Source organism: Streptomyces sp. GB4-14, from assembly GCF_022696125.1.
Taxonomy (GTDB): Bacteria; Actinomycetota; Actinomycetes; order Streptomycetales; family Streptomycetaceae; genus Streptomyces; species Streptomyces werraensis.
This window is the reverse complement of the sequence record NZ_RZHO01000002.1, coordinates 3,597,027-3,618,170: the sequence shown is the minus strand read 5'-3', so window position 1 is coordinate 3,618,170 and position 21,144 is coordinate 3,597,027. Positions and strand designations below refer to the sequence as shown.

The following is a 21,144-nucleotide window of genomic DNA, read 5'->3' as shown; positions in this document are numbered from 1 at the left end:
GCGGAATAGTGGCGAAACGCCCGATTCGAAATCGGACATTTGCCGCACAGGCCTGATCGATCAGCTTGAAATGGGGGGTTTCGCCCCGTAGAGGGTGCTCCGTCAAGAGACGTGCATCTCATGCCGCATCTACGACGTTTCGTCGTAGGTCACACCTTTGCGGCTTTTGGGCGGTCCCGGTTACCAAGGAGCAGCCAGCACGGCACGGACCCGTTCCGCCGATGGCATCCCCCGTCCCCTCCCCCATGAGGTTTCGATGTTCGAGCGCGTCATTTCCCGTTTCCCCCGTACGACCGTCACTCGCACCCGCGCCGCCGTCCTGGCAGCCGGTCTGGGCTCCACGGCCGTCCTGGGAGCCGGGGTCGCGGTCGCCTCCTCCGGCAACTCCGCCCCGGCCGCAGCAGCCCCGGCGCAGGCCGCCGCGAAGGCGGAGGCCGCGAAGACGCAGGCCGTGAAGGCCTCGGCAGTGAAGAAGGCGACCCAGGCCGCCAAGAAGTCCACCCCGTCCTGGGTCTCCCCGGTCAAGAACTACAAGCTGTCGGCGAGCTTCGCGCAGAACGGCGGCATGTGGGCGCACAAGCACTCCGGCCAGGACTACGCCGTCCCGACCGGCACCCCGGTGATGGCCGCCCACGGCGGCACGGTCGTCAAGGCCGGCGGCAACGGCGCGGGCGACGGCCCCGCCTACGGCAACGCCATCGTGATCAAGCACGGCAACAAGACGTACTCCCAGTACGCCCACCTGTCGTCCGTGCACGTGAAGGTCGGCCAGGTCGTGAAGACCGGCCAGAAGATCGCCCTGTCCGGCAACACCGGCAACTCCAGCGGTCCGCACCTGCACTTCGAGATCCGCACGACCCCGAACTACGGCTCCGCCGTCAACCCGGCGACGTTCCTGCGGGCGCATGGCGTGTCTCTCTGACGCGCACGCGGTTTGTCGAACACCCCGAGGCTTGCCTCGGGGTGTTCGCGCATTTCAGCGCCGGGGTGCCGGATCAGGCCCCGGCCTCCGGATCCTCACGGTGCTCCGGCGGCACCGTCCAGCTCGCGTGACGAGCGCCGGGCGTACCAGGCCCCGTCACCGCGCCTCCGACGCGTACGGGACGAAGTGCGCCCAGGTGGGCGGGGTGAAGGTCAGGCTCGGGCCTGTTACGTCCTCCGAGTCACGAACGTGGACGGTGCGAGGGGTCAGGGCTGGTTCGACGCACGAGTTGCCGTCGTTGGTCGACCAGCCGGTCCGCCCGCCCGTCGAACGGCAGACGGACCCGGCCGCGTGATCATTCTCCGGACGCGTACGGCACGAACGCCGCCCACATGTCAGAAGTGAAGGCGATGCGGGGGCCTTCGCTGGTCTTGGAGTCGCGGACGTAGACAGTGCCGGGGGTCAGGGCGAGTTCGACGCAGGACTCACCGTTGGTGCCACTGCTGTAGCTGCTCTTGAACCACTCCAGGTCGGACGTGTCCCCGGCGGATCCCTTGTGAATCATGTTTCTCCCAGCAGACGCTTGAGGAAGGCCAGTGACTCCCGGGGAGTGAGAGCCTGTGCCCGGATGGTGTTGAACTGCAGCTCAAGAATCCGGAGCTGCCGGGGCTCGGAGACGGGACGTCCGTTGAACGCTCCGTCTCCGCGTCCTACGGCTGTACCATCTGCGAACTTCAGCAGTTCGATCCTGCCATCCAGGCCCGGGTGGGCGTCGCTCTTGGTCGGCATCACCTGAAGCGTGACATTCCACAACCGGCCCAGTTCAAGCAGGCGTTCGAGCTGTCGGTGCCACACCATTGTGCCTCCGATCTCACGCCGGAGCGGCGCCTCTTCCATCACGAAGTGGATCGCAGGCGCTGGATTCCGGTCGAAGACGGACTGCCGGTCCATGCGCGCAGTCACCATGCGCTCCACGTCGTCGGGCGAGTACGGCGGCTGGCATGCTTCGAACAGTGCTCGCGCATGCTCGGGCGTCTGCAACAGCCCGTGGATGCTGTTGCACTCGTACAGGCCGATCTCGACCGCCTTGCCTTCCAACTTGCCCAGCGCCCGAACCTTCTTCGGATACCGGACCTTCTTCACGTCCTCCCACGCCGCCGCGATGAGTCCGCCGGCTCCCAACACCTCGTCCGCCTTGTCCAGGAACTCCTGGCGAGGAATCCGTTTACCGCCCTCGATCTTGTAGATCATGTCCTCGCCGTAGCCGACCGCCCGGCCGAACTCGGCGGCCCGCATGCCCACCGCCTCGCGCCGCAGCTTCACTTGCCGCCCCACCGTGGTGATGACCGCGACGCCCCACTCGTCGTCCGGGTCGACCTCCCAACCGGGCTCGTCCGCCTCTTCCTTGAGCCGACCCGCCTCCGCCTCGACCGCCGTCATGCCGCACCTCTCCCTCGGAACCGTCCGTGACGCGTGACGCGTGACGCATCCCGCGCCCTACCCGCATCAACCGTCGGCACAGCCACGACAGCACCGGACAACCACCGGACAGTGACCGTACGCACGCGCTGAGTGACACTCCACGGTACGCAACTCCCGCCACGCTGAGTGATGTGAATCAACGAACTGCCGAACCAGCCGCCCCCGTCAGGAACTTCAGCGTGCTGCTGTCCGCGACCCGGCGCAGTGCCCGCCTCGCCCGGCTCCTCACGGACGCCCATCTCCGCGACTGGGGATACGACTCGGAGGCCGCACGTCACGTCGTGGCCGAACTGGCCGCCAACGCCGTCACCCACGGCCGCGTACCGGGACGGGACTTCCGTCTCGCGTTCTACGTGGTGGGCGACACGCTCCGTATCGAGGTCACCGACACCCGGGGCGATCAACTGCCCCGGCACTAACCACCCGCCACCGACGCCGAGTCGGGCCGCGGCCTCCTTCTCGTGGAGGCGCTCGCGGACCGCTGGGGCGTGTCCGAGGACCGCTTCCCGCGCAAGACCGTCTGGGCAGAGCTACGCCTTACGGCACCGGAGCCCGAGATCTGAAGCTCCGGTGCCGTCGGCGCCTTTCCCTATGAGTACTCGGGGGAAAAGAACCGCACCAAGCCCCACCTTTCCGCCCGAGGCAGTCGATCACTCGGGCGGGTGAACATCCGCCGCTCAGCTGGATTTTCGAGCCCTCAGCACCTCTACGCTCAGCGCAGCACAACCGAAAAAAACTTCGGCCCCCGCCGGGATTGCCGTCCCGAGGCGAGGGCCTGACCACCAAGGAAGAACGGACCTTCCCGATGGGTACCCAAAACCCTAGCGCGCCCTCGCGCGCCCAGTCAGCCCTCGCCGGCAATCCGACCCGATCGCGTCACCGCACCGGCGGCATCGTCCACGAGAACACCCGCCACACCACCCGCTTCACGGTGATCGGCAACCACCTCACCCAGCACCCGGAGCTCTCCCTGCTGGCGATCGGGCTCGGCTGCCACATCCAGTCGCTGCCCGCCGGCGCCCCGGCCGACATCAAGTCGCTGGCCGCCCGCTTCAAGGAGGGCACCACCCGCATCGCCGCCGCGCTGCGGGAACTGGAGGCCCACGGCTACCTGCGCCGCGAGCGCGTACGGACCGCCACCGGGCGGATCATCACCCGGACGACGTCCTGCAACCAGCCCGGTCACCGGCGCGAGGCGGCGAACACGGACTGCCCCGCACCACCGCCCCGGCCGGCCGCGTCCGACCGTGCGCCTCAGCGGCGCCCCCGTAAGGCGCTTCCGGGCGTCCCCCAGCCCACCCGGGCCGCGGCCACCGCCCTTCACCAGCAGGCCACGGACCTCCTCACCACCCTCCGCCGCCTCGACCCCCGCCTGCTGCTCTCCGCCGCCGACACCGCGCACCTGGTCCCGGTGTCATCGCCTGGCTGGAACGCGAGGTCACCCCCACCGCCGTACGGCACGCCCTCACCGCCGACCTCCCCGACGACCCCCTCCGCCGCCCCGCGGCCCTCCTGGCCCACCGCCTCACCGCACACCTCCCACCCCCGCCCCCGTACCGCGCCCCCGTCGGCCCGCCACCCGTCCGCCACCCCCTGCGCACCTGCGAGGGCTGCGAGCGCGCCTTCCGCGCCCCGGAGACGGAGACCCACTGCCGCGACTGCCGCACGACCACACCATTCACCCGTTGAGCAGGAGAAAGACACCGCGATGTTCGCGCACGAGTACCTCGGCCGCCCCGGACGACTACCCTGGCCCGTGCACTCCCGGGAGGACTCCATGAGCACGCAGGCCGACCACGGACACGAGCTGGTTCCCCGCCCCGAACAGACTCCTGACGCCCTACGGGCCGCCCTCGCCGTGGTCGACCCGCAGCGCCTGCCCGAGATGCAGCGGACGAAGGACGAGGCCTTCGCCAAGGCCGTGGAGTGGCAGTCCCTCAGCCCGGTACGGAGCTGGGTACTGGCCTGGGCACGGGACATCGAGATCGCCCGCCGTCCCGACCTCGCCGCCCGTCACGCCCGCGCCAGGAGCAACCTGGAACACGAGGACGCGGCGACCGCTCAGGAAGCCCTGCGGGAGCTGAGCGCCGTACTCGACGAAGCGATGAAGGCAGTTCGCGCTTGAGCTGGACCTGGGAGTACGTCTTCGGCGCAGAGGAAGCCGCCCGCACTGCCCCACCCGCCTTCCTCGCCGAGATCGAGCGCAAGGCCGACGAACTGGTGAGGGCCGCCGAGGCGCAGTACCTGCACGGCCCCACGCACGGCGGAGGCGACCCGAAGGGCGACGACATCGTCGTTCCCGGCGGAATGTTCAGCTACCGGATCGTCGTACGCAGCGAGCGCGTCTACGTCGTCCAGCTCACGTACCTGGGCTTCTGAGGACTCGCCCCACAACGGGCGTCGCACCCGGGACGCCCGCGACGGCGCCTTCCGCGCCCCCGGAAACGGAAACCCACTGCCGCGACTGCCGCACCGCCGGGCCGTGACCCTGACCGTGACCGGAACACGGGCCCCGTGTCAGCGCGTGAAGAAGTTGACGAGATTGCCGTCGGGGTCGCGGAAGAGCAGGGAGCGGTTGCCCCAGGCCATGGTGGCGGGGCCGTTGACGACGTCGGTGAGGGTGTCGCCCAGTTCCTTGTGGACGCGGTCCACGTCCTCGACGTGGAACTCGACGATCGCGCTGTGGTTGGCCGCCGGGCGCGCGGAACCGGGGGCGAACATCGGGACGGTGGCGGTGCCGGCGATCGCGAGGGTGGCGCCGTCGGTCCTCAGCTCGGCGAAGTGCTCGGTGGCCCAGGTCGCGGGCACGCCGAGGACACGCTCGTAGAAGGCGACGAGGCGGGCCACGTCGGCGGTGATGATGCGGACGGATGCGAACTGCATGGCGGAACTCCTCGGCCGTACGGATGGTGTGCACGGCCGACGGTAGGAGCAATACCGGACAGAAACCGCCCGGTATCCGCACTATCTTCGTACCCATGCCCCGACCCGCCGCCCGTGTGCTGACCCTGCTGGAGCTGCTGCAGTCGGGCGGCACCCGGACCGTGGCCGAACTGGCCGACCGGCTCGGCGTGGACGGACGGACCGTGCGGCGGTACGTGGACCAGTTGATCGACCTGGACGTGCCGGTGGAGTCGGTGCGCGGGCGCTACGGCGGATACCGGCTGGGGCCGGGCTACCGGGTGCCGCCGCTGATGTTCGGCGACGAGGAGGCGCTGGCGGTGCTGCTCGGGCTGGCCGCCGGGCGCCGGGCGGGGCTGACAGCGGCCCAGCGCACGGCGAACGAGACGGCGGCGGCGAAGATCCGGCGGGTTCTGCCCCGGCATCTGGCCGCCCGGCTGGACGCCCTGCTGGAGTCCCTGTCCTTCACGGAGCAAGCGGGGGCCTTCGCGAGCCCGGACGCGGGCGTCCTGCTCACCCTGGCCGACGCGGTACGCCACCGCCGACCGGTCTCGGTTCGCTACACCGACCGCGAGGGACACCGCAGCGACCGCGCCCTGCACCCGTACGGGATCGTGGCGCACGCGGGCCGGTGGTACGTCACGGGGAGGGACGCGGACCGCGACGGGGACCGCACGTTCCGCCTCGACCGCATCGAGGACGCGCGCACCCTGCCGGGCTCGTTCGAGGCGCCGGAGGGCATGGACCCGGCGGACCGCGTGGTGACGGCCTTCGCCACGGCCGACTACCGCCACACGGTGATCCTGCGCGTCCGGGCGACGGCCGAACACATCCGCGCCCGCCTGCCCGCGACCGTCGCGACCCTGGAGGAGGACGGGCCGGGGTGGCTGCGGGTCGAGATCCACGCGGAACGCCTGGACTGGCTGCCGCCCGTACTGGCCGCCCTGCACCGCCCGTTCGTGATCGACCGCCCCGGCGAACTCCGCGCCCTGATGCGCGATCTCGCCGCCCGCCTCACGGCGTACGCGGACCGGGCACCGCCGACAGACGACCACCCGGCCCGATGAACGTCACCGGCCCGGCCCGAGTCCGCACCCCAGGCGCACCTACGGGATGCGCACAAGCCCGCGACCTCAGCACGCTGCCGGTGTCCTCAGGAGTGCCCCAGGTCCGCCGACGACGCGTCCTCCGTCGCCGGGACCGAGCCGGAGTCCGGGGACGGGCGGAGGGGGAAGGGGTCGACGCGGGTCTCGTCGATGACCGGCGGGGCCGGCTGCGGGGGCTTCGGCATGACCGCGGCCTCCGAGTGGCCGCCGCAGCCGTAGGCGAGGGAGACGACCCGGCCGTCGGCCGGGGAGAACTCGTTGGCGCACACGCCGAACGCCTGGCCCAGCGAGCCGCCGATCGGGGCGAGGAAACCGCAGGACACGCAGGAGGCGGGGGCCGCCTGCGCCATCGGGGTCTTCGGGCCGAACGCCTCCTCCCAGCGGTCGGCCGCGGCGTGCAGGCCGTAACGGGACAGGACGCGGGCGCGGCGCATGCCCAGTTCCTCGGCGACCGCGGCGATCGAGCCGCGGGACGGGGTGACGGTCTGCTCGGCGGGGGTGTTGCCGGTGACCTCGGCGTCCTCGGTCTCCGCGAGGTCCGCCAGGTCCTCGGTGAGCGCCGAGTTCGGCGGCGGCTCCTCCGCGCCCGTGTAACCGGGCTCCAGGCGCAGGTCGTCGGCCTCGGTGGGCAGCAGGTCGCCGGGGCCCAGGTCGCCGGGGCGCAGCCGCTCGCTCCACGGCACCCACTCGGGGGCGAGGACGGCGTCGGGGCCGGGCAGCAGGACGGCCTCGTCCACCGTGACGACCTTGGCGCGGGAGGCGCGGGCGACGGTGACGGCCCACCGCCAGCCGCGGTAGCCGAGCTCGCGGCACCCGAAGAAGTGTGTGACGACGCGGTCGCCCTCGGAGACCATCCCCTCGTGCTCGCCCACGACCCCGGGCGCGGCGGCCTCCTCGGCTGCGGCACGGGCGAGGTCGACGGCCTCGGCGCACAGACGGTCGGGGGTGCGGCTTCGCGTTGTCGCTGCGCTCACAGGTATCGCTTCTCTCCTACGCCGTCTCACGAGTGCGCCACTCCCAGCGCGGGGGGCGGACGGAGCGGACCGGGGGACCGCGTCGACGTCCGCGCCGCATCGTGCTCGGGCGCGCCCACCATCCATTCTGCGGGATGGCTGAGATACGCACGCTACCTGCTCGCGTGCGCTGGGCCTACACCGACGGTTGTTACGGAACGGCGCGCGCCGGTTTGTCGGGCGCCGGCGGGCGTGGGCGGACGGTCCGCGGGCCGGCCGCCCACGCCCCGGGGCGTTCGGCCGTACAGTCGCACCGAAGGACCCGTCCCCGGTGTTACGGCACTACGCACCGCCATCTCGGGGCACTATGACGTCGTGGCCACCGCGAGGACACCCCAGAGCGCCACCGGTACCGGTGGGCCCACGGGGAGCAAGGGACGCGGCCGGCGCCTCGGTTCGGTCCGGGCGGGCGGCCGTCTTCGTGCGTTCGGCCGGGCGCTGCACTTCCCGGTGACCAGAACCGCTCGCGGCATCCGCAAGGTGACCCACGCGCACGGCGCGGGCGAGTCCGGTCTCGGCAAGCTGATCGAGCTGCACGGGGTGAACGGCGCGGGCGACGTGATGATCACGGTCGCGCTGGCCTCCACCGTGTTCTTCTCCGTCCCCACCGACGAGGCGCGCGGGCGCGTCGCCCTGTACCTGGCCATCACGATGGCGCCGTTCACGCTGCTCGCCCCGGTCGTCGGCCCCCTGCTCGACAAGGTCCCGCACGGCCGCAGGGCCGCCATGGCGGGCGCGATGCTGGCGCGGGCGCTGCTCGCGCTGGTGCTGTCCGGGGCGGTGGTCAGCGGCGGCCTGGAGCTGTACCCGGCGGCGCTGGGCGTCCTGGTGGCGTCCAAGGCGTACGGGGTGGTCAGAAGCGCCGTCGTGCCGCGGCTGCTGCCGCCCGCCTTCTCCCTGGTGAAGGCGAACTCGCGGGTGACCCTCGGCGGGCTGCTCGCCACGGGGATCGCGGCGCCGATCGGCGCGGGGCTCCAGCAGATCGGGCCGCGCTGGCCGCTGTACGGGGCGTTCGTGCTGTTCGTGGCGGGCATGCTGCTGTCGTTCCGGCTGCCGCCGAAGGTGGACTCCGCCAAGGGCGAGGCCGTGGCGCTGCTCGCCGCCGACGAACAGCACCTGCACGGTCCGCACCGCAAGACCGAGAAGCCCGGGCTGCGCACGGTCGGCCCGGCGGTCACCCACGCGCTGGCCGCCAACGCCTCCATCCGCTGCCTCACCGGCTTCCTCATCTTCTTCCTGGCGTTCCTGCTGCGCGAGCATCCGATGACCGGCCAGAGCGCGGCGGTGTCGCTGGGCATCGTCGGCGTGGCGGCCGGCGCGGGCAACGCGCTCGGCACGGCCGTCGGGGCGGGCCTGCGGTCCCGCGCCCCTGAGATCATCATCGTGACGGTGGTGGCGGTGGTGCTGGGGGCCGCGGTCACGGCGGCGGTGTTCTTCGGCGCGGTGCTGGTGGCGTGTCTCGCGGCGATCGCCGGGTTCGCACAGGCGCTGGCCAAGCTGTCGCTGGACGCGCTGATCCAGCGGGACGTGCCGGAACAGGTGCGGACATCCGCGTTCGCCCGGTCGGAGACGCTGCTGCAGATGGCGTGGGTGCTGGGCGGCGCGATCGGCATCGCGATGCCGCTGATCGGCACGCTGGGGCTCGCGGTGGGCGCCGCGATCGTCGGCGCGGGCTGGGTGACGACGGTCCGCGGGCTGCTCCGTTCGGCGCGTCAGGGGCACGCGGGACGCCCGCGAGTGGCGTAACGCGGGGCCACGCCGTACCCCACGTGGCGGACGGGGCACACCTGCCCGATAGCCTTCCGCCATGACCACGTTGCAATCCGCTGTGCGACGCCGCCGCGCCGTCGCCGCCGCCGGCGCCGTATCCGCCGGACTGCTTCTCCTGTCCGCCTGCGACAAGCCGACCGCGATGGCCACCGTCACGGTGGGCAGCGACTCGGTGAGCGCCGAGGCGACCTGCGGTGGCGAGGGCAAGGCCCTGACCACCGAGGCCCTCAACGAGTGCCTCCGGGACAAGGACATCGACGAGATCAAGGTCGACCCGACGGAGACCGTCCGCTTCGGCGTCGACCCGGAGATCGCCGACCACAGCTGGACGATCCTGCTGAACGGTCAGCCGCTCGTCGAGCCCATGAAGAACAACACCTACCAGACCATCCCGGGCAGCGTGTTCTTCAACGCCCAGTACGGCGCCCAGGGCGACTCGACCCTGGTGTCGATCAAGGAGGGCGGCGAGAACGAGGCCACCGGTCTGTGGTCCTTCCGGCTGAAGAAGGACGAGGGCTGATCACGTCCCTCGCACGCGTTCTCGTGGCCACCGCGGTCCCCGCCGAGCGGGACGCGGTGGCCGAGGCGTTCCCGGCGCCGGTACGGGCGCGGGAACTGCCCGGCGCGGTCGTGCACCGCGTCGCGGGCGGGCCCGACCTGCTCGCCGCCGGGGTCGGCCCGGCGCTCGCCGCCGCGTCGACGGCCGCCGCGCTGACCGCCGCCGCCCTGGACGGCCGCCCCTACGGCCTCGTCGTGTGCGCGGGGATCGGCGGCGGCTTCGCGCCGCACGCGCCCCTCGGGTCCCTCGTCGTCGCCGACGCGATCACCGCGGCGGACCTGGGCGCCGAGACGGCCGAGGGGTTCCTGCCGGTGACCGAGCTCGGCTTCGGCACCGTCACCCACCGCCCGCCCGCGTCCCTCGCCGAGGCGGCCGCCGCCGCGTCCGGCGCGCGCACCGGCACCGTCCTCACCGTGTCCACGGTGACCGGCACCGCAGCCCGCGCGGACGCCCTGCGCGCCCGCCATCCCCGCGCCCTCGCCGAGGGCATGGAGGGCTTCGGCGTCGCCGAGGCCGCCGCCGCGCAGGGCGTGCCCGTCCTCGAGGTGCGGGCGGTCTCGAACCCTGTCGGCCCGCGCGACCGCGCCGCCTGGCGCATCGGCGACGCCCTGGCCGCCCTCACCGAGGGCTTCGGGAAGCTCGCGCCCGTACTGGAGAGTTGGAACACGGCATGACCACCAGTGAGCAGCAGCGGCTGCGCATCGCCTACTCGCCCTGCCCTAACGACACCTTCGTCTTCGACGCCCTCGCCCACGGCCGCGTGCCGGGCGCGCCCGCCCTCGACGTCACCTTCGCCGACATCGACGTCACCAACGGCATGGCCGAGCGCGGTGAGCTGGACGTGCTGAAGGTGTCGTACGCGGTGCTGCCGTACGTCCTGGAGGAGTACGCGCTGCTGCCCTGCGGGGGCGCGCTGGGGCGGGGCTGCGGACCGCTGGTGCTGACCCGGGAGCCGGGCGTGGACCTCACGGGCCGCACGGTCGCGGTGCCCAGCGAGAAGTCGACGGCGTACCTGCTGTTCCGGCTGTGGACGGCGGACGTCGTCCCCGGCGGTGTGGGCGAGATCGTGGTGATGCCGTTCCACGAGATCATGCCCGCCGTACGGGACGGGAAGGTCGACGCCGGTCTCGTCATCCACGAGGCGCGCTTCACCTATCAGAACTACGGGCTGCACAAGCTCGCCGACATGGGCGAGCACTGGGAGAACACCACCGGGCTGCCGATCCCCCTCGGCGCGATCCTCGCGCGGCGCGCGCTCGGCGAGGAGATGCTGACCCGGCTCGCGGACGCGGTCCGCGCCTCCGTGCGGGCGGCCTGGGACGACCCGGAGGCCTCCCGCCCGTACGTGATGGAGCACGCCCAGGAGATGGACCCGGCCGTCGCCGACCAGCACATCGGGCTGTACGTCAACGAGTTCACCGCCGACCTCGGCGAGGACGGCTACGCGGCCGTGCGCGGGCTGCTCACCCGCGCGGCGGCCGAGGGGCTCGTACCGCCCCTCGGCCCGGACGCGCTGCGGTTCCCGTAGGGAAGGTGCGCCTAGACGTCGAGCTGGTCGGCGACCGCGCGGAGCAGCCCGGCGATCTTCTTGCCGGCCGCGCGGTCGGGGTAACGGCCCCGCTCCAGCGACGGCGTGATGTTCTCCAGCAGTGTCGTGAGGTCCTGCACGATCGAGGCCAGCTCGTCGGGCTTCTTGCGCTGGGCGGCCGCGACCGACGGGGTCGGGTCCAGGATGGTCAGGGAAAGGGCCTGGTCGCCGCGCTGCCCGGCGACCACGCCGAACTCCACGCGCTGGCCCGGCTTCAGGGCCTCGACTCCGGCGGGGAGGACCGAGGAATGCACGAAGACGTCTCCGCCGTCGTCACGGGAGAGAAAGCCGAAGCCCTTCTCGCTGTTGAACCACTTGACCTTGCCGGTAGGCACGTCTGTCCTCGTCCTCGTACTCGTCGGGAAAACTGCTTCGGAAAACGGCTCTTGATAGCACTCGGGCGGGCCCGATGACCCGCCGGTACCAAGGCTAATGGTCTTCGAGCCGGTGACAAGACGTCACCGCGTCGTTCCCTCGCGCAGGGAACTACCCTGGTGCGGTGCGTGACAAAACCCAAGCGAATTCCGCCGCGCCCGGTGACGGCCTGGTCCGTGCCGGTGCCCTCGTCTTCTTCGTCGGCGCCGTGGCCACTCTGGTCACGGTCGCCCCGCTGTTCCTCGGAACGACGCCCTTTCCGACGTACATGTTCGGATTGAGCATGCTCATGGGTGTCGGATTCGCCATCGCCGGTGCGGGCGTACTGCGTTCCGCCGCCGCGGGTCGACGGCGCGCCCGGGCCGCTCGTGCGGTTTCCGGTCAGTTGTCCGAGCAGTAGTCCGAGAACCAGCGGGGGAATTCCGTCAGATCGGTGAGGACGGTGTCCGCGCCGGCCTCCCGGAGTTCCGCCGCGTCGCACGGTCCGGTGGCGACCGCGACCGACACCGCGCCCGCGGTGCGCGCTCCGCGCACGTCCCCCGTGTGGTCGCCGACGTACACGGACGCGCCGTGCTCGCGCAGCGCCAGCGCCTTCTGCTCGGCCCACAGGTCGCCGATCACCGCGTCCGGCTCGATGCCGAGGTGCGCGAGGTGCAGCTTGGCGTTGGGCTCGTACTTCGCGGTCACCACGACCGCCCGCCCGCCCCGCGCCCGCACGGCGGCTATCGCGTCCCGCGCACCGGGCAGGGCGAGCGTCGGCGCGATCGCGTACTCCGGGTACATGGCCCGGTACAACTCGGCGACCTCCTCGACCCGCTCCGCCGGGAACCAGTTCACCAGCTCCTCCACCAGGGGCGGCCCCAGCCGGCTGACCGCGAGATCGGCATCGACGTAGGTCCCGGTCCGCTCGGCGAGAGCCACGTAACACGCCCGGATCCCGGGCCTCGAGTCGATGAGCGTCATGTCGAGATCGAACCCGACGGTGGGAGCGGCGGTCCTGCCGGACGGAGCGGGCTGAGCGGGCGGGGTCACGTTGGCCATGTGCGCCATTGTGCGCCACGCCCCTCCGGGCCCGGCCCGCCACGGCGGCACCTTCGCGGCGCCGGGTGCGGACGGTCCGTGGCTGGTCGCGCAGTTCCCCGCGCCCCTGAAGGGGGCTTCCGCCCCAGCCGCTGGGCTGCGCGAACACGCCCGGCGCGCCACCGTCCGCCCCAGCCGCGGGCAATCGTGCCGCTCGGGCGGCACGGGTGGGCGCGACGGCACCTTTGCAGCGCCGGGTGCGGACCGTCCGGGGCTGGTCGCGCAGTTCCCCGCGCCCCTGAACGGGGCTGCCGCCCCAGCCGCGGGCAATCGTGCCGCTCGGGCGGCACGGGTGGGCGCGACGGCACCTTTGCAGCACCGGGTGCGGACCGTCCGGGGCTGGTCGCGCAGTTCCCGGCGCCCCTGAACGGGCGTGCCGCCGGGGCGGCACAGGTGGGCGCGGCGGCGCCCTGCCGGCGCCGGGTGCGCGGACACCCCCGCCCGCCGGAACACCCCTCAGCGTTGCCGCTGCGACCGCCACACCAGGAACAGCGCCGACGCCACCGCCGCCGTGCGGATCACCCACGGCCAGGTGCCGGCAAGCGCCGCGTTCATCTGCCCCTCGGCGACAGGCTCACCCCACCGCCCCACCGCACGCCCCCACAGCCATACGATCCCCCCGATCAGCGACAGCCCCGGCAGGATCACCACCGCCGCCTTCACCTCCCCCGGAGTCAGCCGCCGCGAGGCATACGCGATCAGCCACCCCAGGATCAGCGCGAACCAGTTCCCCAGCACCGCCCCCACGACCAGCGACGCCGCGGCGACCAGCAGCAGCGGATTGCTCCACCGCCGCGACGGCAGCCGCAGCAGCCGCCGCCGCGCTGGCACCTCCTCGGCCGCCTCCACCACCTCGGCAGCGGGCGGGGCCTCGGCCGCCGGCTCCTCCTCCTTCGGCGCCGGCCGCTTCAAGAGCTCAGGGATCTCCACCCCGCCCACGAACCCCGGCACCTCGTCCCCCACCCCGAAGGGACCGCTGTCCACCCGCCACCAGTCGGGCTGACTCCCGCTGTCGCCGACCTCGTCGAGACCGGCCCGATGCGGCGGCGAGGGCACGTCGGCCGGAGCGGACGGCGGGGCCGCGGACGTGGACGACCGCGGCCGGGGGACGGCCTTCCGGAACACCCCGCCCGCCTTGGCCTCCCGCTGCACGGGGACACCCGTCGGCTGATCCCGTTCCGGCGCGCCCGGCGCGGAGCCGGCCGTCGAGTCCTCCGCCTTGGAGACCACCTCCGTAGGCGTCCCCATCCGCGCGATGATCCGCCGCACCGCCGCCGGCGAGTCCACCACGGCCTTGGCGCGACGCCGGTCGATCTCGTCACGCAGCTCCGCGACCAGCCGCATCCGTGCCGCCGACGGCAACTGCCGCTGCTGCGCCACGTCGCCGACGCGGCTCAGATACTCGTAGACGACCTGGTCGCTCTCGATACCCACGAAGTCCCCTCCGGGACGGATGCGTCGGGACACCGTCGCCCGACGGTACCGCGAGTGCGGCGACCTGGCCCAACTCCCGGCACGCCACGGACGTACCCACCCGCTAACGTGAGGCGGATGAGCACCGAGGAGAACCCCGCGGCGGCCCCCCGATCCCTCGCCGAGGCGCTCCGGGGGCGGGACGACGCCTCCCTGGCCGCGCTCCTGCGCGGCCGGCCGGATCTCATCACGCCCGTGCCCACGGACCTGACCCAGCTCGCCACCCGCGCGGGCACCCGCGCCTCGGTGGTCCGCGCGCTGGAGCGCCTCGACCGGTTCACGCTGCAGACCGCGCAGGCGCTGGCGGTGGCGCCGGACCCGGCGACGTACGAGGAGCTGCTCGGGCTGATGGCGGGCGACGACGGCGACCCGGCGGTGTCCGCCGCTCTGCCGCACGCGCTGGGCACGCTCCGCGAACAGGCCCTGGTGTGGGGCGGCGACGACCGGCTGCGCCTGGTGCGCACCGCCCGCGAGCTGCTGGCGCCGTCGCCGCAGCACCCGTCGCCGACCGGTCTCGGCCCGACCGTGCGGGAGGCGGGCGCGGGGATGTCGCCGGGCCGTATCCAGGAGATCCTGGCGACGGCCGGGCTGCCGTCGACGCACGACTCCGTCTCCGCGCTGGACGCGCTGGCCGGCCTCTTCGAGGACCCGGAGCGGATGCCGGCGCTGCTCGACCAGGCGCCGAGCGAGTCGGTGGAGGTGCTGGAGCGGCTGGTGTGGGGCCCGCCGTACGGGCAGGTCACCGCCGATCCGGCGCCCCGGCTGCGCTGGCTGCTCGACCGGGGGCTGCTGCTGCCGACGGCGCCCGGCACGGTCGTCCTGCCCCGCGAGGTGGCGCTGCGGCTGCGCGCCGGGCGGGCGCACCGGACGACGGAGCCGGTGCCGCCGCCCGTGGAGGCGGCCGCGGTGCACCGGCCGCAGATGGTGGACGCGACGGCGGCCGGGCAGGCGTACACGGCGCTGGCGACCGTCGAGGAGCTGCTGAAGGACTGGCACGAGGGCGGGCCCGCGGTGCTGCGGGCCGGCGGGCTGAGCGTGCGGGACCTCAAGCGGACCGCCGTGGCGCTGGACGTGCCCGAGCCGGTGGCCGCGTTCTGGGTCGAACTGGCCTACGCGGCCGGGCTCCTGGCGTCCGACGGTGAGGCCGACGAGCGGTACGCGGCGACCCCGGCGTACGACGAGTGGCTGGAGCGGCCCGCCGGCGAGCGCTGGGCGCGGCTGGCCACGGCGTGGCTCGCGGCGACCCGGACGCCGGGGCTGGTCGGGGAGCGGGACGCGAAGGACCGCACGCTGTCCGCGCTCGGTCCTGGCCTGGACCGCTCGGTCGCCCCCGAGGTACGGCACCGGGTGCTGGCCCTGCTGGCGGGGCTCCCGGAGGGCGCCGCGCCGAACACCGGGTCGCTGCTGGCGCGCCTGCGCTGGGAGCGGCCCCCGCGCGCGGAGCGGGCCGGGGGCGGCGCGTCCTCCCCGTACGCCCGCCGGACGCCGGCGCAGCCCGCCGAGGGGGCACGAGGTGCCGCGGCCCGCGCGGGCGGGTCCGGGGCGCCGGGGTATCCGGCCGACGGCGGGAGCGGGGCGGGCGGGGACGAGGACCTGCGGTCGCGGCTGGCCCGCTGGACGCTGGCGGAGGCGGAGATGCTCGGCGTCACCGGACGCGGCGCGCTCTCCTCGCACGGGCGGGCGCTGATCGGCGCGCCGCCGGCGCCCCGGCACGGGGACGCGGAGAGCGAGCCGACGGGGCCGGGCGACAAGCTGCCCGTGCACCACCGGCGGACCCCGCCGCCGCCCGCCCTCTCCCCCGCCGAGCAGGCGACCGCCGCCGCGGCCGCCGCCCGGCTGCTCGAACCCCTGCTGCCCGAGCCGCTGGACCACGTGCTGCTCCAGGCCGACCTGACGGCGGTGGCGCCCGGCCCGCTGGAGCGGCCCCTCGCCGACATGCTGGGCGTGCTCGCGGACGTGGAGTCGAAGGGTGGCGCGACCGTCTACCGGTTCACGCCCGCCTCGGTACGGCGGGCCCTGGACGCCGGGCGGTCCGCCGCCGACCTGCACGCCTTCCTCGCCGCGCACTCGCGTACGCCGGTGCCGCAGCCGCTGGCGTACCTCATCGACGACGTGGCCCGCCGGCACGGGCACCTGCGGGTGGGCGCCGCCTCGTCCTACGTGCGGTGCGACGACGACGCGGTGCTGAACGAGATCCTGGCCGACAGGCGCGCCGCCGGGCTGGGGCTGCGCCGGCTCGCCCCGACGGTGCTGGCGGCGCGGACCGACCCGGCGGCTCTGCTGGAGGGGCTGCGGGCGATGGGGTTCGCGCCGGCCGCGGAGTCCGCGGAGGGCGACGTGCTGATCGCCCGCGCGGACGCGTACCGCACACCCCCGCGCACGCCTCCCGAGCCGGTGCCGGACGGGCCGCCCGTGCCGGACGACACGTTGCTCGCTGCCGCGATCCGGGCGGTCCGTGCGGGTGATCTCGCATCCACGGCGCCGCGGAAGCCGGTCGGCGGCGGGGCGGGTGCGGCGCCGGGGGAGCTGCCGCGCACCACCGCCGCGGACACCCTGGCCACCCTGCAGGCCGCCGTTCTCACCAACGACACGGTGTGGATCGGGTACGTGAACGCGGAGGGGGCGGCCAGTCAGCGGGTCATCGCGCCGATTCGGGTCGAGGGCGGGTTCGTCACCGCGTACGACCACACGGCGGACGAGGTGCGGACGTACCCCCTGCACCGGATCACGGGTGTCGCGGAACTCGCGGACTGATGCGGCCGGCGGGCATGTGCGGGCTGCTCCGTGGCCGGTCGCTCGGTTCCCCGCGCCCCTGACGGAGTCGCGGTCCCGCGTCTCCACGAACGCTCTGGGGGACGGTGTGGAATGCGATCAGGCAAACTGGACGTTTGGCCGTGCAGTGCCCGTGCCGAGCCCGTCGCAGAAAGGCAGCCGCGCGTGAATGGTCCGCTCATCGTCCAGTCCGACAAAACCCTGCTCCTCGAGGTCGATCACGAGCAGGCCGACGACTGCCGTCGCGCCATCGCGCCGTTCGCCGAACTGGAACGCGCCCCCGAGCACATCCACACCTACCGGGTGACCCCGCTCGGCCTGTGGAACGCCCGGGCCGCGGGCCACGACGCCGAGCAGGTCGTCGACGCCCTGGTGCAGTACAGCCGCTACCCGGTGCCGCACGCGCTGCTCGTCGACATCGCCGAGACCATGGACCGCTACGGCCGGCTCAGCCTGGTCAAGCACCCCGCGCACGGCCTGGTCCTCACCACCACCGACCGCCCGGTCCTCGAGGAGGTGCTGCGTTCCAAGCGCGTCGCTCCCCTCGTCGGCGCCCGCATCGACCCGGACACCGTCGCCGTGCACCCCTCCGAGCGCGGCCAGATCAAGCAGACCCTGCTGAAGCTGGGCTGGCCCGCCGAGGACCTCGCCGGGTACGTGGACGGCGAGGCGCACCCGATCGAGCTGCACGAGAACGGCTGGGCGCTGCGCCCGTACCAGAAGCAGGCCGTGGAGAACTTCTGGCACGGCGGCTCCGGCGTCGTCGTCCTCCCCTGCGGCGCGGGCAAGACGCTGGTCGGCGCGGGCGCGATGGCGCAGGCGAAGTCGACCACGCTGATCCTCGTCACCAACACCGTCTCGGCCCGCCAGTGGAAGCACGAGCTGGTGAGGCGGACGTCGCTCACCGAGGAGGAGATCGGCGAGTACAGCGGCACGAAGAAGGAGATCCGCCCCGTCACCATCGCCACCTACCAGGTGCTGACGACGAAGCGGAAGGGCATCTACCCCCACCTGGAACTGTTCGACTCCCGCGACTGGGGCCTGATCCTCTACGACGAGGTGCACCTGCTGCCCGCCCCCGTCTTCAAGTTCACCGCCGACCTGCAGGCCCGCCGCCGCCTCGGCCTGACGGCGACCCTGGTGCGTGAGGACGGCCGCGAGTCCGACGTCTTCTCGCTGATCGGCCCGAAGCGGTTCGACGCCCCATGGAAGGAGATCGAGGCGCAGGGCTACATCGCACCCGCCGACTGCGTCGAGGTCCGCGTCAATCTCACAGACTCCGAGCGGCTGGCGTACGCGACGGCCGAGCAGGAGGAGAAGTACCGCTTCTGCTCGACGACCGCCACCAAGCAGAAGGTGACGGAGGCGATCGTCCGCCGGTTCGCCGGGCAGCAGATCCTGGTCATCGGGCAGTACATCGACCAGCTCGACGAGCTGGGCGAGCATCTGGACGCGCCGGTCATCAAGGGCGAGACGTCCAACGCCCAGCGGGAGAAGCTGTTCGAGGCGTTCCGGCAGGGCGAGCTGAGCGTGCTGGTGGTGTCGAAGGTCGCGAACTTCTCCATCGACCTGCCGGAGGCGACGGTCGCCATCCAGGTGTCCGGCACCTTCGGCTCCCGCCAGGAGGAGGCGCAGCGCCTCGGCCGTGTGCTGCGGCCGAAGGCGGACGGCCACCAGGCGCACTTCTACTCCGTGGTCGCCCGCGACACCATCGACCAGGACTTCGCGGCGCACCGCCAGCGGTTCCTCGCCGAGCAGGGGTACGCCTACCGGATCGTCGACGCGGACGAACTTCTCGCGGAGAGCTGAGAGCCTTCGCGAGCGGTCGTCACCCCTCCGGCAGGTTGAAGACCAGCGCGATCACGACGAGCCAGGGCAGCAGGGACAGCCCGGCCAGCCAGACGCGCGGCGCCGCCCAGCGGCGGGTGCGGGGCAGCAGCCACGCGGCGACACAGGCGGCCGCTCCGAGCAGTCCGCCGAGGAACAGGGTGCCGTGCACGACGTCCAGGGCGGTCGTCAGCGCCGCCGAGCAGTCGTCGGGGCCGCAGCTGTCCGTCGCCATGACGGACAGCGCGCCGAACAGCAGCGCGAGCGGGGCGAGCATCACCCCGAGCACGGTGGCGACGGCCGGCGCCACGTACGCACGGGGGTCCCGCTCGTCCCCGTGGCGCCGGTCCGGCGAGCTGTCCAGGTTCATACGGCCAGTGAAGCGGCCCCGGTGCGACTGGCGCACCGGGGCCGCTACTCAACTGTGCGGGCGTACTCGTACTCACTCGTGCCCGTGTCACTTCGGTTCGCGGGCGAAGGACGCGGTCGACCAGAAGTAGCCGAGCGCCGTCAGGGCCACGCACCAGCCCGCCGCCAGCCACCCGTTGTGCCCGATCTCGCTGCCGAGCAGCAGCCCGCGGAGGGTCTCGATGGCCGGCGTGAACGGCTGGTACTCGGCGACCGGCCGGAACCAGCCCGGCATCCCCTCGACCGGGACAAAGGCGCTGGACAGCAGCGGGAGCAGGATCAGCGGGGTCGCGTTGTTGCTGGCGGCCTCGGCGTTCGGGGCACCGAGGCCCATGCCGACCGCGATCCAGGTGAGCGCCGTCGCGAACAGCACCAGGAGCCCGAAGGCGGCCAGCCACTCCAGCGCGGTGGCGTCGGTGGAGCGGAAGCCGATCGCCACGGCGACCAGGCCCACGACGACCACACTCAGGACGGCCTTCAGCACGCTGCCGACGACGTGCCCGACGAGCACCGAGCCGCGGTGGACGGCCATCGTGCGGAAGCGGGCCACGATGCCCTCGGTCATGTCCATCGACACCGACACCGCGGTACCGATGGCGGTGGAGCCGATGGTCATCAGCAGCAGGCCCGGCACCAGGTAGGCGACGTACGCGGACCGGCCGCCGCCGCCCAGCCCGGCGCTCATCACGTCGCCGAAGACGTACACGAAGAGCAGGAGCAGCATGACCGGGGTGAGCAGCAGGTTGAGCGTGAGGGACGGGTAGCGGCGCGCGTGCAGCAGGTTGCGGCGCACCATCGTGGTCGAGTCGCGCAGGGCGAGGGAGAAGCGGCTGGGGCGGGCGGCGGTCCGGACGGCGCTCATCGGGCGATCTCCTTCGAGGGGACGGCGGACGGAGCGGGGACGACGGCGGCCTCGGTCAGGGCGAAGAAGACGTCGTCGAGGTCGGGGGTGTGCAGGGTCAGCTCGTCGGCCTCGATGCCGGCGGCGTCCAGGTGGTCGAGGATGGACCGCAGTTCACGCTGGGTGCCGTCGCTGGGGAGTTGGAGGGCGAGGGCGTCGTCGTCGCGGGACGCCTCGGTCAGCGCGGCGGCGGCGGTGCGGTAGGCGGCCGGGTCGGTGAAGCGGAGGCGGACGTGGCCGCCGGGGACGATCCGCTTGAGCTGCTCGGCGGTGCCCTCGGCGGCGATCCTGCCGTCGTGCAGCACCGCGATGCGGTCGGCGAGTTCGTCGGCCTCCTCCAGGTACTGGGTGGTGAGGAAGACGGTGACGCCGCCGGTGACGAGTTCGCGGATGATCTGCCACATGTTGTGGCGGGACCGGGGGTCGAGGCCGGTGGTCGGCTCGTCCAGGAAGATGATCCGCGGGCCTCCGACCAGGGTCATGGCGATGTCGAGGCGGCGCTTCATGCCGCCGGAGTAGGTGGAGGCGGGCTTTTTCGCCGCGTCGGCGAGGTCGAACCGCTCCAGCAGTTCGGCGGCGACCCGTCGGCCCTCGGCCTTGGGGAGGTGGTTCAGGTCCGCCATCAGAAGCATGTTCTCCTCGCCGGTGATCAGCCCGTCGACGGCGGAGAACTGCCCCGTGACGCCGATCGCGGCGCGTACGGCCTGCGGGTCGGCGGCGAGGTCGTGGCCGGCGACGCGCACGTCGCCGGCGTCCGCGGCGATGAGGGTGGAGAGGATCTTGACGGCGGTGGTCTTGCCCGCGCCGTTCGGGCCGAGCAGCGAGAAGACCGTGCCTTCGGGGACGGCGAGGTCGACGCCGTCGAGGACGGTCCTGTCGCCGTAGGACTTGCGCAGCCCGTTCGCCGCGATGGCCAGGTCGGTCATGAGGGGGTCTCCTTCAGGTGCTCGGGTGTCCGGGGTGGGGC

22 protein-coding genes and 2 pseudogenes are annotated in these 21,144 nt (G+C 73.1%); 13 read left to right on the top strand and 11 right to left on the bottom strand.

Going from position 1 to position 21,144, the window contains the following annotated elements; genetic code table 11:
* The first annotated feature begins 256 nt into the window (after positions 1-256).
* The gene (locus ELQ39_RS17995) at positions 257-922 is read left to right on the top strand and encodes a M23 family metallopeptidase (protein ID WP_242592765.1); all 666 of its coding nucleotides are present in this window, start codon (positions 257-259) and stop codon (positions 920-922) included.
* Between the two features lie 156 nt (positions 923-1,078).
* Here the strand turns inward: ELQ39_RS17995 and ELQ39_RS32715 are convergent, their stop codons facing one another.
* The 3 genes from ELQ39_RS32715 to ELQ39_RS17980 are packed head-to-tail and all read right to left on the bottom strand — an operon-like array spanning position 1,079 to position 2,362.
* Complete coding sequence (locus ELQ39_RS32715; RefSeq protein WP_443334361.1) at positions 1,079-1,321, bottom strand: DUF397 domain-containing protein; 243 nt, start codon at positions 1,319-1,321, stop codon at positions 1,079-1,081.
* The gene (locus tag ELQ39_RS17985; protein WP_242592763.1) at positions 1,278-1,487 is read right to left on the bottom strand and encodes a DUF397 domain-containing protein; all 210 of its coding nucleotides are present in this window, start codon (positions 1,485-1,487) and stop codon (positions 1,278-1,280) included. The genes ELQ39_RS32715 and ELQ39_RS17985 overlap by 44 nt, the downstream gene beginning before the upstream one ends.
* The gene (locus tag ELQ39_RS17980) at positions 1,484-2,362 is read right to left on the bottom strand and encodes a helix-turn-helix domain-containing protein (protein WP_242592761.1); all 879 of its coding nucleotides are present in this window, start codon (positions 2,360-2,362) and stop codon (positions 1,484-1,486) included. The genes ELQ39_RS17985 and ELQ39_RS17980 overlap by 4 nt, the downstream gene beginning before the upstream one ends.
* A 173-nt stretch (positions 2,363-2,535) precedes the next feature.
* Between ELQ39_RS17980 and ELQ39_RS17975 the strand changes: the two are divergent.
* The 4 genes and pseudogenes from ELQ39_RS17975 to ELQ39_RS17960 all read left to right on the top strand — a co-directional run bounded on the left by ELQ39_RS17975 (position 2,536) and on the right by ELQ39_RS17960 (position 4,783).
* Positions 2,536-2,967: pseudogene (locus ELQ39_RS17975) on the top strand (ATP-binding protein).
* 242 nt (positions 2,968-3,209) lie between these two features.
* Positions 3,210-4,093: pseudogene (locus ELQ39_RS17970) on the top strand (helix-turn-helix domain-containing protein).
* Positions 4,094-4,181: 88 nt separating this feature from the next.
* Positions 4,182-4,529 carry a hypothetical protein gene (locus ELQ39_RS17965; protein ID WP_242592759.1) on the top strand — a complete coding sequence of 116 codons (348 nt, stop codon included), beginning with the start codon at positions 4,182-4,184 and terminating at the stop codon, positions 4,527-4,529.
* Positions 4,526-4,783 (top strand): hypothetical protein, encoded by a 258-nt coding sequence (locus tag ELQ39_RS17960; protein WP_242592757.1) that lies wholly within the window; start codon positions 4,526-4,528, stop codon positions 4,781-4,783. Before ELQ39_RS17965 ends, ELQ39_RS17960 begins: the two co-directional genes overlap by 4 nt.
* 138 nt (positions 4,784-4,921) lie before the next feature.
* Here ELQ39_RS17960 and ELQ39_RS17955 read toward each other — a convergent pair whose 3' ends face one another.
* Positions 4,922-5,287, bottom strand: a complete 366-nt coding sequence (locus ELQ39_RS17955) for a VOC family protein (protein ID WP_242592755.1) — start codon at positions 5,285-5,287, stop codon at positions 4,922-4,924.
* 95 nt (positions 5,288-5,382) lie between these two features.
* Between ELQ39_RS17955 and ELQ39_RS17950 the strand changes: the two genes are divergently transcribed.
* Positions 5,383-6,372: a helix-turn-helix transcriptional regulator gene (locus ELQ39_RS17950; RefSeq protein WP_242592753.1), complete on the top strand. Its 990-nt coding sequence runs from the start codon at positions 5,383-5,385 to the stop codon at positions 6,370-6,372.
* An 86-nt stretch (positions 6,373-6,458) separates the two neighbouring features.
* Here ELQ39_RS17950 and ELQ39_RS17945 read toward each other — a convergent pair whose 3' ends face one another.
* Complete coding sequence (locus ELQ39_RS17945) at positions 6,459-7,385, bottom strand: DUF3027 domain-containing protein (protein WP_242592751.1); 927 nt, start codon at positions 7,383-7,385, stop codon at positions 6,459-6,461.
* Between the two features lie 354 nt (positions 7,386-7,739).
* Here ELQ39_RS17945 and ELQ39_RS17940 point away from each other — a divergent pair, with 354 nt between their 5' ends.
* The 4 genes from ELQ39_RS17940 to ELQ39_RS17925 all read left to right on the top strand — a co-directional run bounded on the left by ELQ39_RS17940 (position 7,740) and on the right by ELQ39_RS17925 (position 11,281).
* A complete protein-coding gene (locus tag ELQ39_RS17940; protein ID WP_242592749.1) occupies positions 7,740-9,170 on the top strand; it encodes an MFS transporter in 1,431 nt (476 codons plus the stop codon).
* A 61-nt stretch (positions 9,171-9,231) separates the two neighbouring features.
* A complete protein-coding gene (locus tag ELQ39_RS17935; RefSeq protein WP_228755692.1) occupies positions 9,232-9,714 on the top strand; it encodes a DUF2771 domain-containing protein in 483 nt (160 codons plus the stop codon).
* Between the two features lie 23 nt (positions 9,715-9,737).
* Positions 9,738-10,427 (top strand): futalosine hydrolase, encoded by a 690-nt coding sequence (locus ELQ39_RS17930; RefSeq protein ID WP_242592747.1) that lies wholly within the window; start codon positions 9,738-9,740, stop codon positions 10,425-10,427.
* The gene (locus tag ELQ39_RS17925; RefSeq protein ID WP_242592745.1) at positions 10,424-11,281 is read left to right on the top strand and encodes a 1,4-dihydroxy-6-naphthoate synthase; all 858 of its coding nucleotides are present in this window, start codon (positions 10,424-10,426) and stop codon (positions 11,279-11,281) included. Before ELQ39_RS17930 ends, ELQ39_RS17925 begins: the two co-directional genes overlap by 4 nt.
* Positions 11,282-11,292: 11 nt before the next feature.
* Here ELQ39_RS17925 and ELQ39_RS32420 read toward each other — a convergent pair whose 3' ends face one another.
* Positions 11,293-11,676, bottom strand: a complete 384-nt coding sequence (locus ELQ39_RS32420; protein ID WP_019523900.1) for a cold-shock protein — start codon at positions 11,674-11,676, stop codon at positions 11,293-11,295.
* 164 nt (positions 11,677-11,840) lie between these two features.
* On the opposite strand from ELQ39_RS32420, the gene ELQ39_RS17915 reads away from it, so the two are divergent.
* The gene (locus tag ELQ39_RS17915) at positions 11,841-12,116 is read left to right on the top strand and encodes a hypothetical protein (protein WP_242592743.1); all 276 of its coding nucleotides are present in this window, start codon (positions 11,841-11,843) and stop codon (positions 12,114-12,116) included.
* Here the strand turns inward: ELQ39_RS17915 and ELQ39_RS17910 are convergent.
* Both ELQ39_RS17910 and ELQ39_RS17905 read right to left on the bottom strand, forming a co-directional pair.
* Positions 12,098-12,757 carry a haloacid dehalogenase-like hydrolase gene (locus ELQ39_RS17910; RefSeq protein WP_190002953.1) on the bottom strand — a complete coding sequence of 220 codons (660 nt, stop codon included), beginning with the start codon at positions 12,755-12,757 and terminating at the stop codon, positions 12,098-12,100. The two genes, ELQ39_RS17915 and ELQ39_RS17910, sit on opposite strands and share 19 nt — an antisense overlap.
* Positions 12,758-13,252: 495 nt before the next feature.
* Positions 13,253-14,230 carry a hypothetical protein gene (locus tag ELQ39_RS17905; protein WP_242592742.1) on the bottom strand — a complete coding sequence of 326 codons (978 nt, stop codon included), beginning with the start codon at positions 14,228-14,230 and terminating at the stop codon, positions 13,253-13,255.
* A gap of 117 nt (positions 14,231-14,347) precedes the next feature.
* On the opposite strand from ELQ39_RS17905, the gene ELQ39_RS17900 reads away from it, so the two are divergent.
* Together ELQ39_RS17900 and ELQ39_RS17895 are read left to right on the top strand one after the other, a co-directional pair.
* On the top strand, positions 14,348-17,023 hold the full coding sequence (locus tag ELQ39_RS17900) for a helicase-associated domain-containing protein (protein ID WP_242592740.1): 2,676 nt from the start codon (positions 14,348-14,350) through the stop codon (positions 17,021-17,023).
* A gap of 183 nt (positions 17,024-17,206) precedes the next feature.
* Positions 17,207-18,850 (top strand): DNA repair helicase XPB, encoded by a 1,644-nt coding sequence (locus ELQ39_RS17895; RefSeq protein WP_190002956.1) that lies wholly within the window; start codon positions 17,207-17,209, stop codon positions 18,848-18,850.
* A gap of 19 nt (positions 18,851-18,869) precedes the next feature.
* Here the strand turns inward: ELQ39_RS17895 and ELQ39_RS17890 are convergent, their stop codons facing one another.
* From ELQ39_RS17890 to ELQ39_RS17880, 3 genes are all read right to left on the bottom strand, one after another.
* On the bottom strand, positions 18,870-19,238 hold the full coding sequence (locus ELQ39_RS17890; protein WP_242592738.1) for a hypothetical protein: 369 nt from the start codon (positions 19,236-19,238) through the stop codon (positions 18,870-18,872).
* An 87-nt stretch (positions 19,239-19,325) separates the two neighbouring features.
* Positions 19,326-20,138, bottom strand: a complete 813-nt coding sequence (locus ELQ39_RS17885; protein ID WP_242592736.1) for an ABC transporter permease — start codon at positions 20,136-20,138, stop codon at positions 19,326-19,328.
* Complete coding sequence (locus tag ELQ39_RS17880; protein ID WP_242592734.1) at positions 20,135-21,103, bottom strand: ATP-binding cassette domain-containing protein; 969 nt, start codon at positions 21,101-21,103, stop codon at positions 20,135-20,137. The genes ELQ39_RS17885 and ELQ39_RS17880 overlap by 4 nt, the downstream gene beginning before the upstream one ends.
* Positions 21,104-21,144 lie beyond the last annotated feature (41 nt).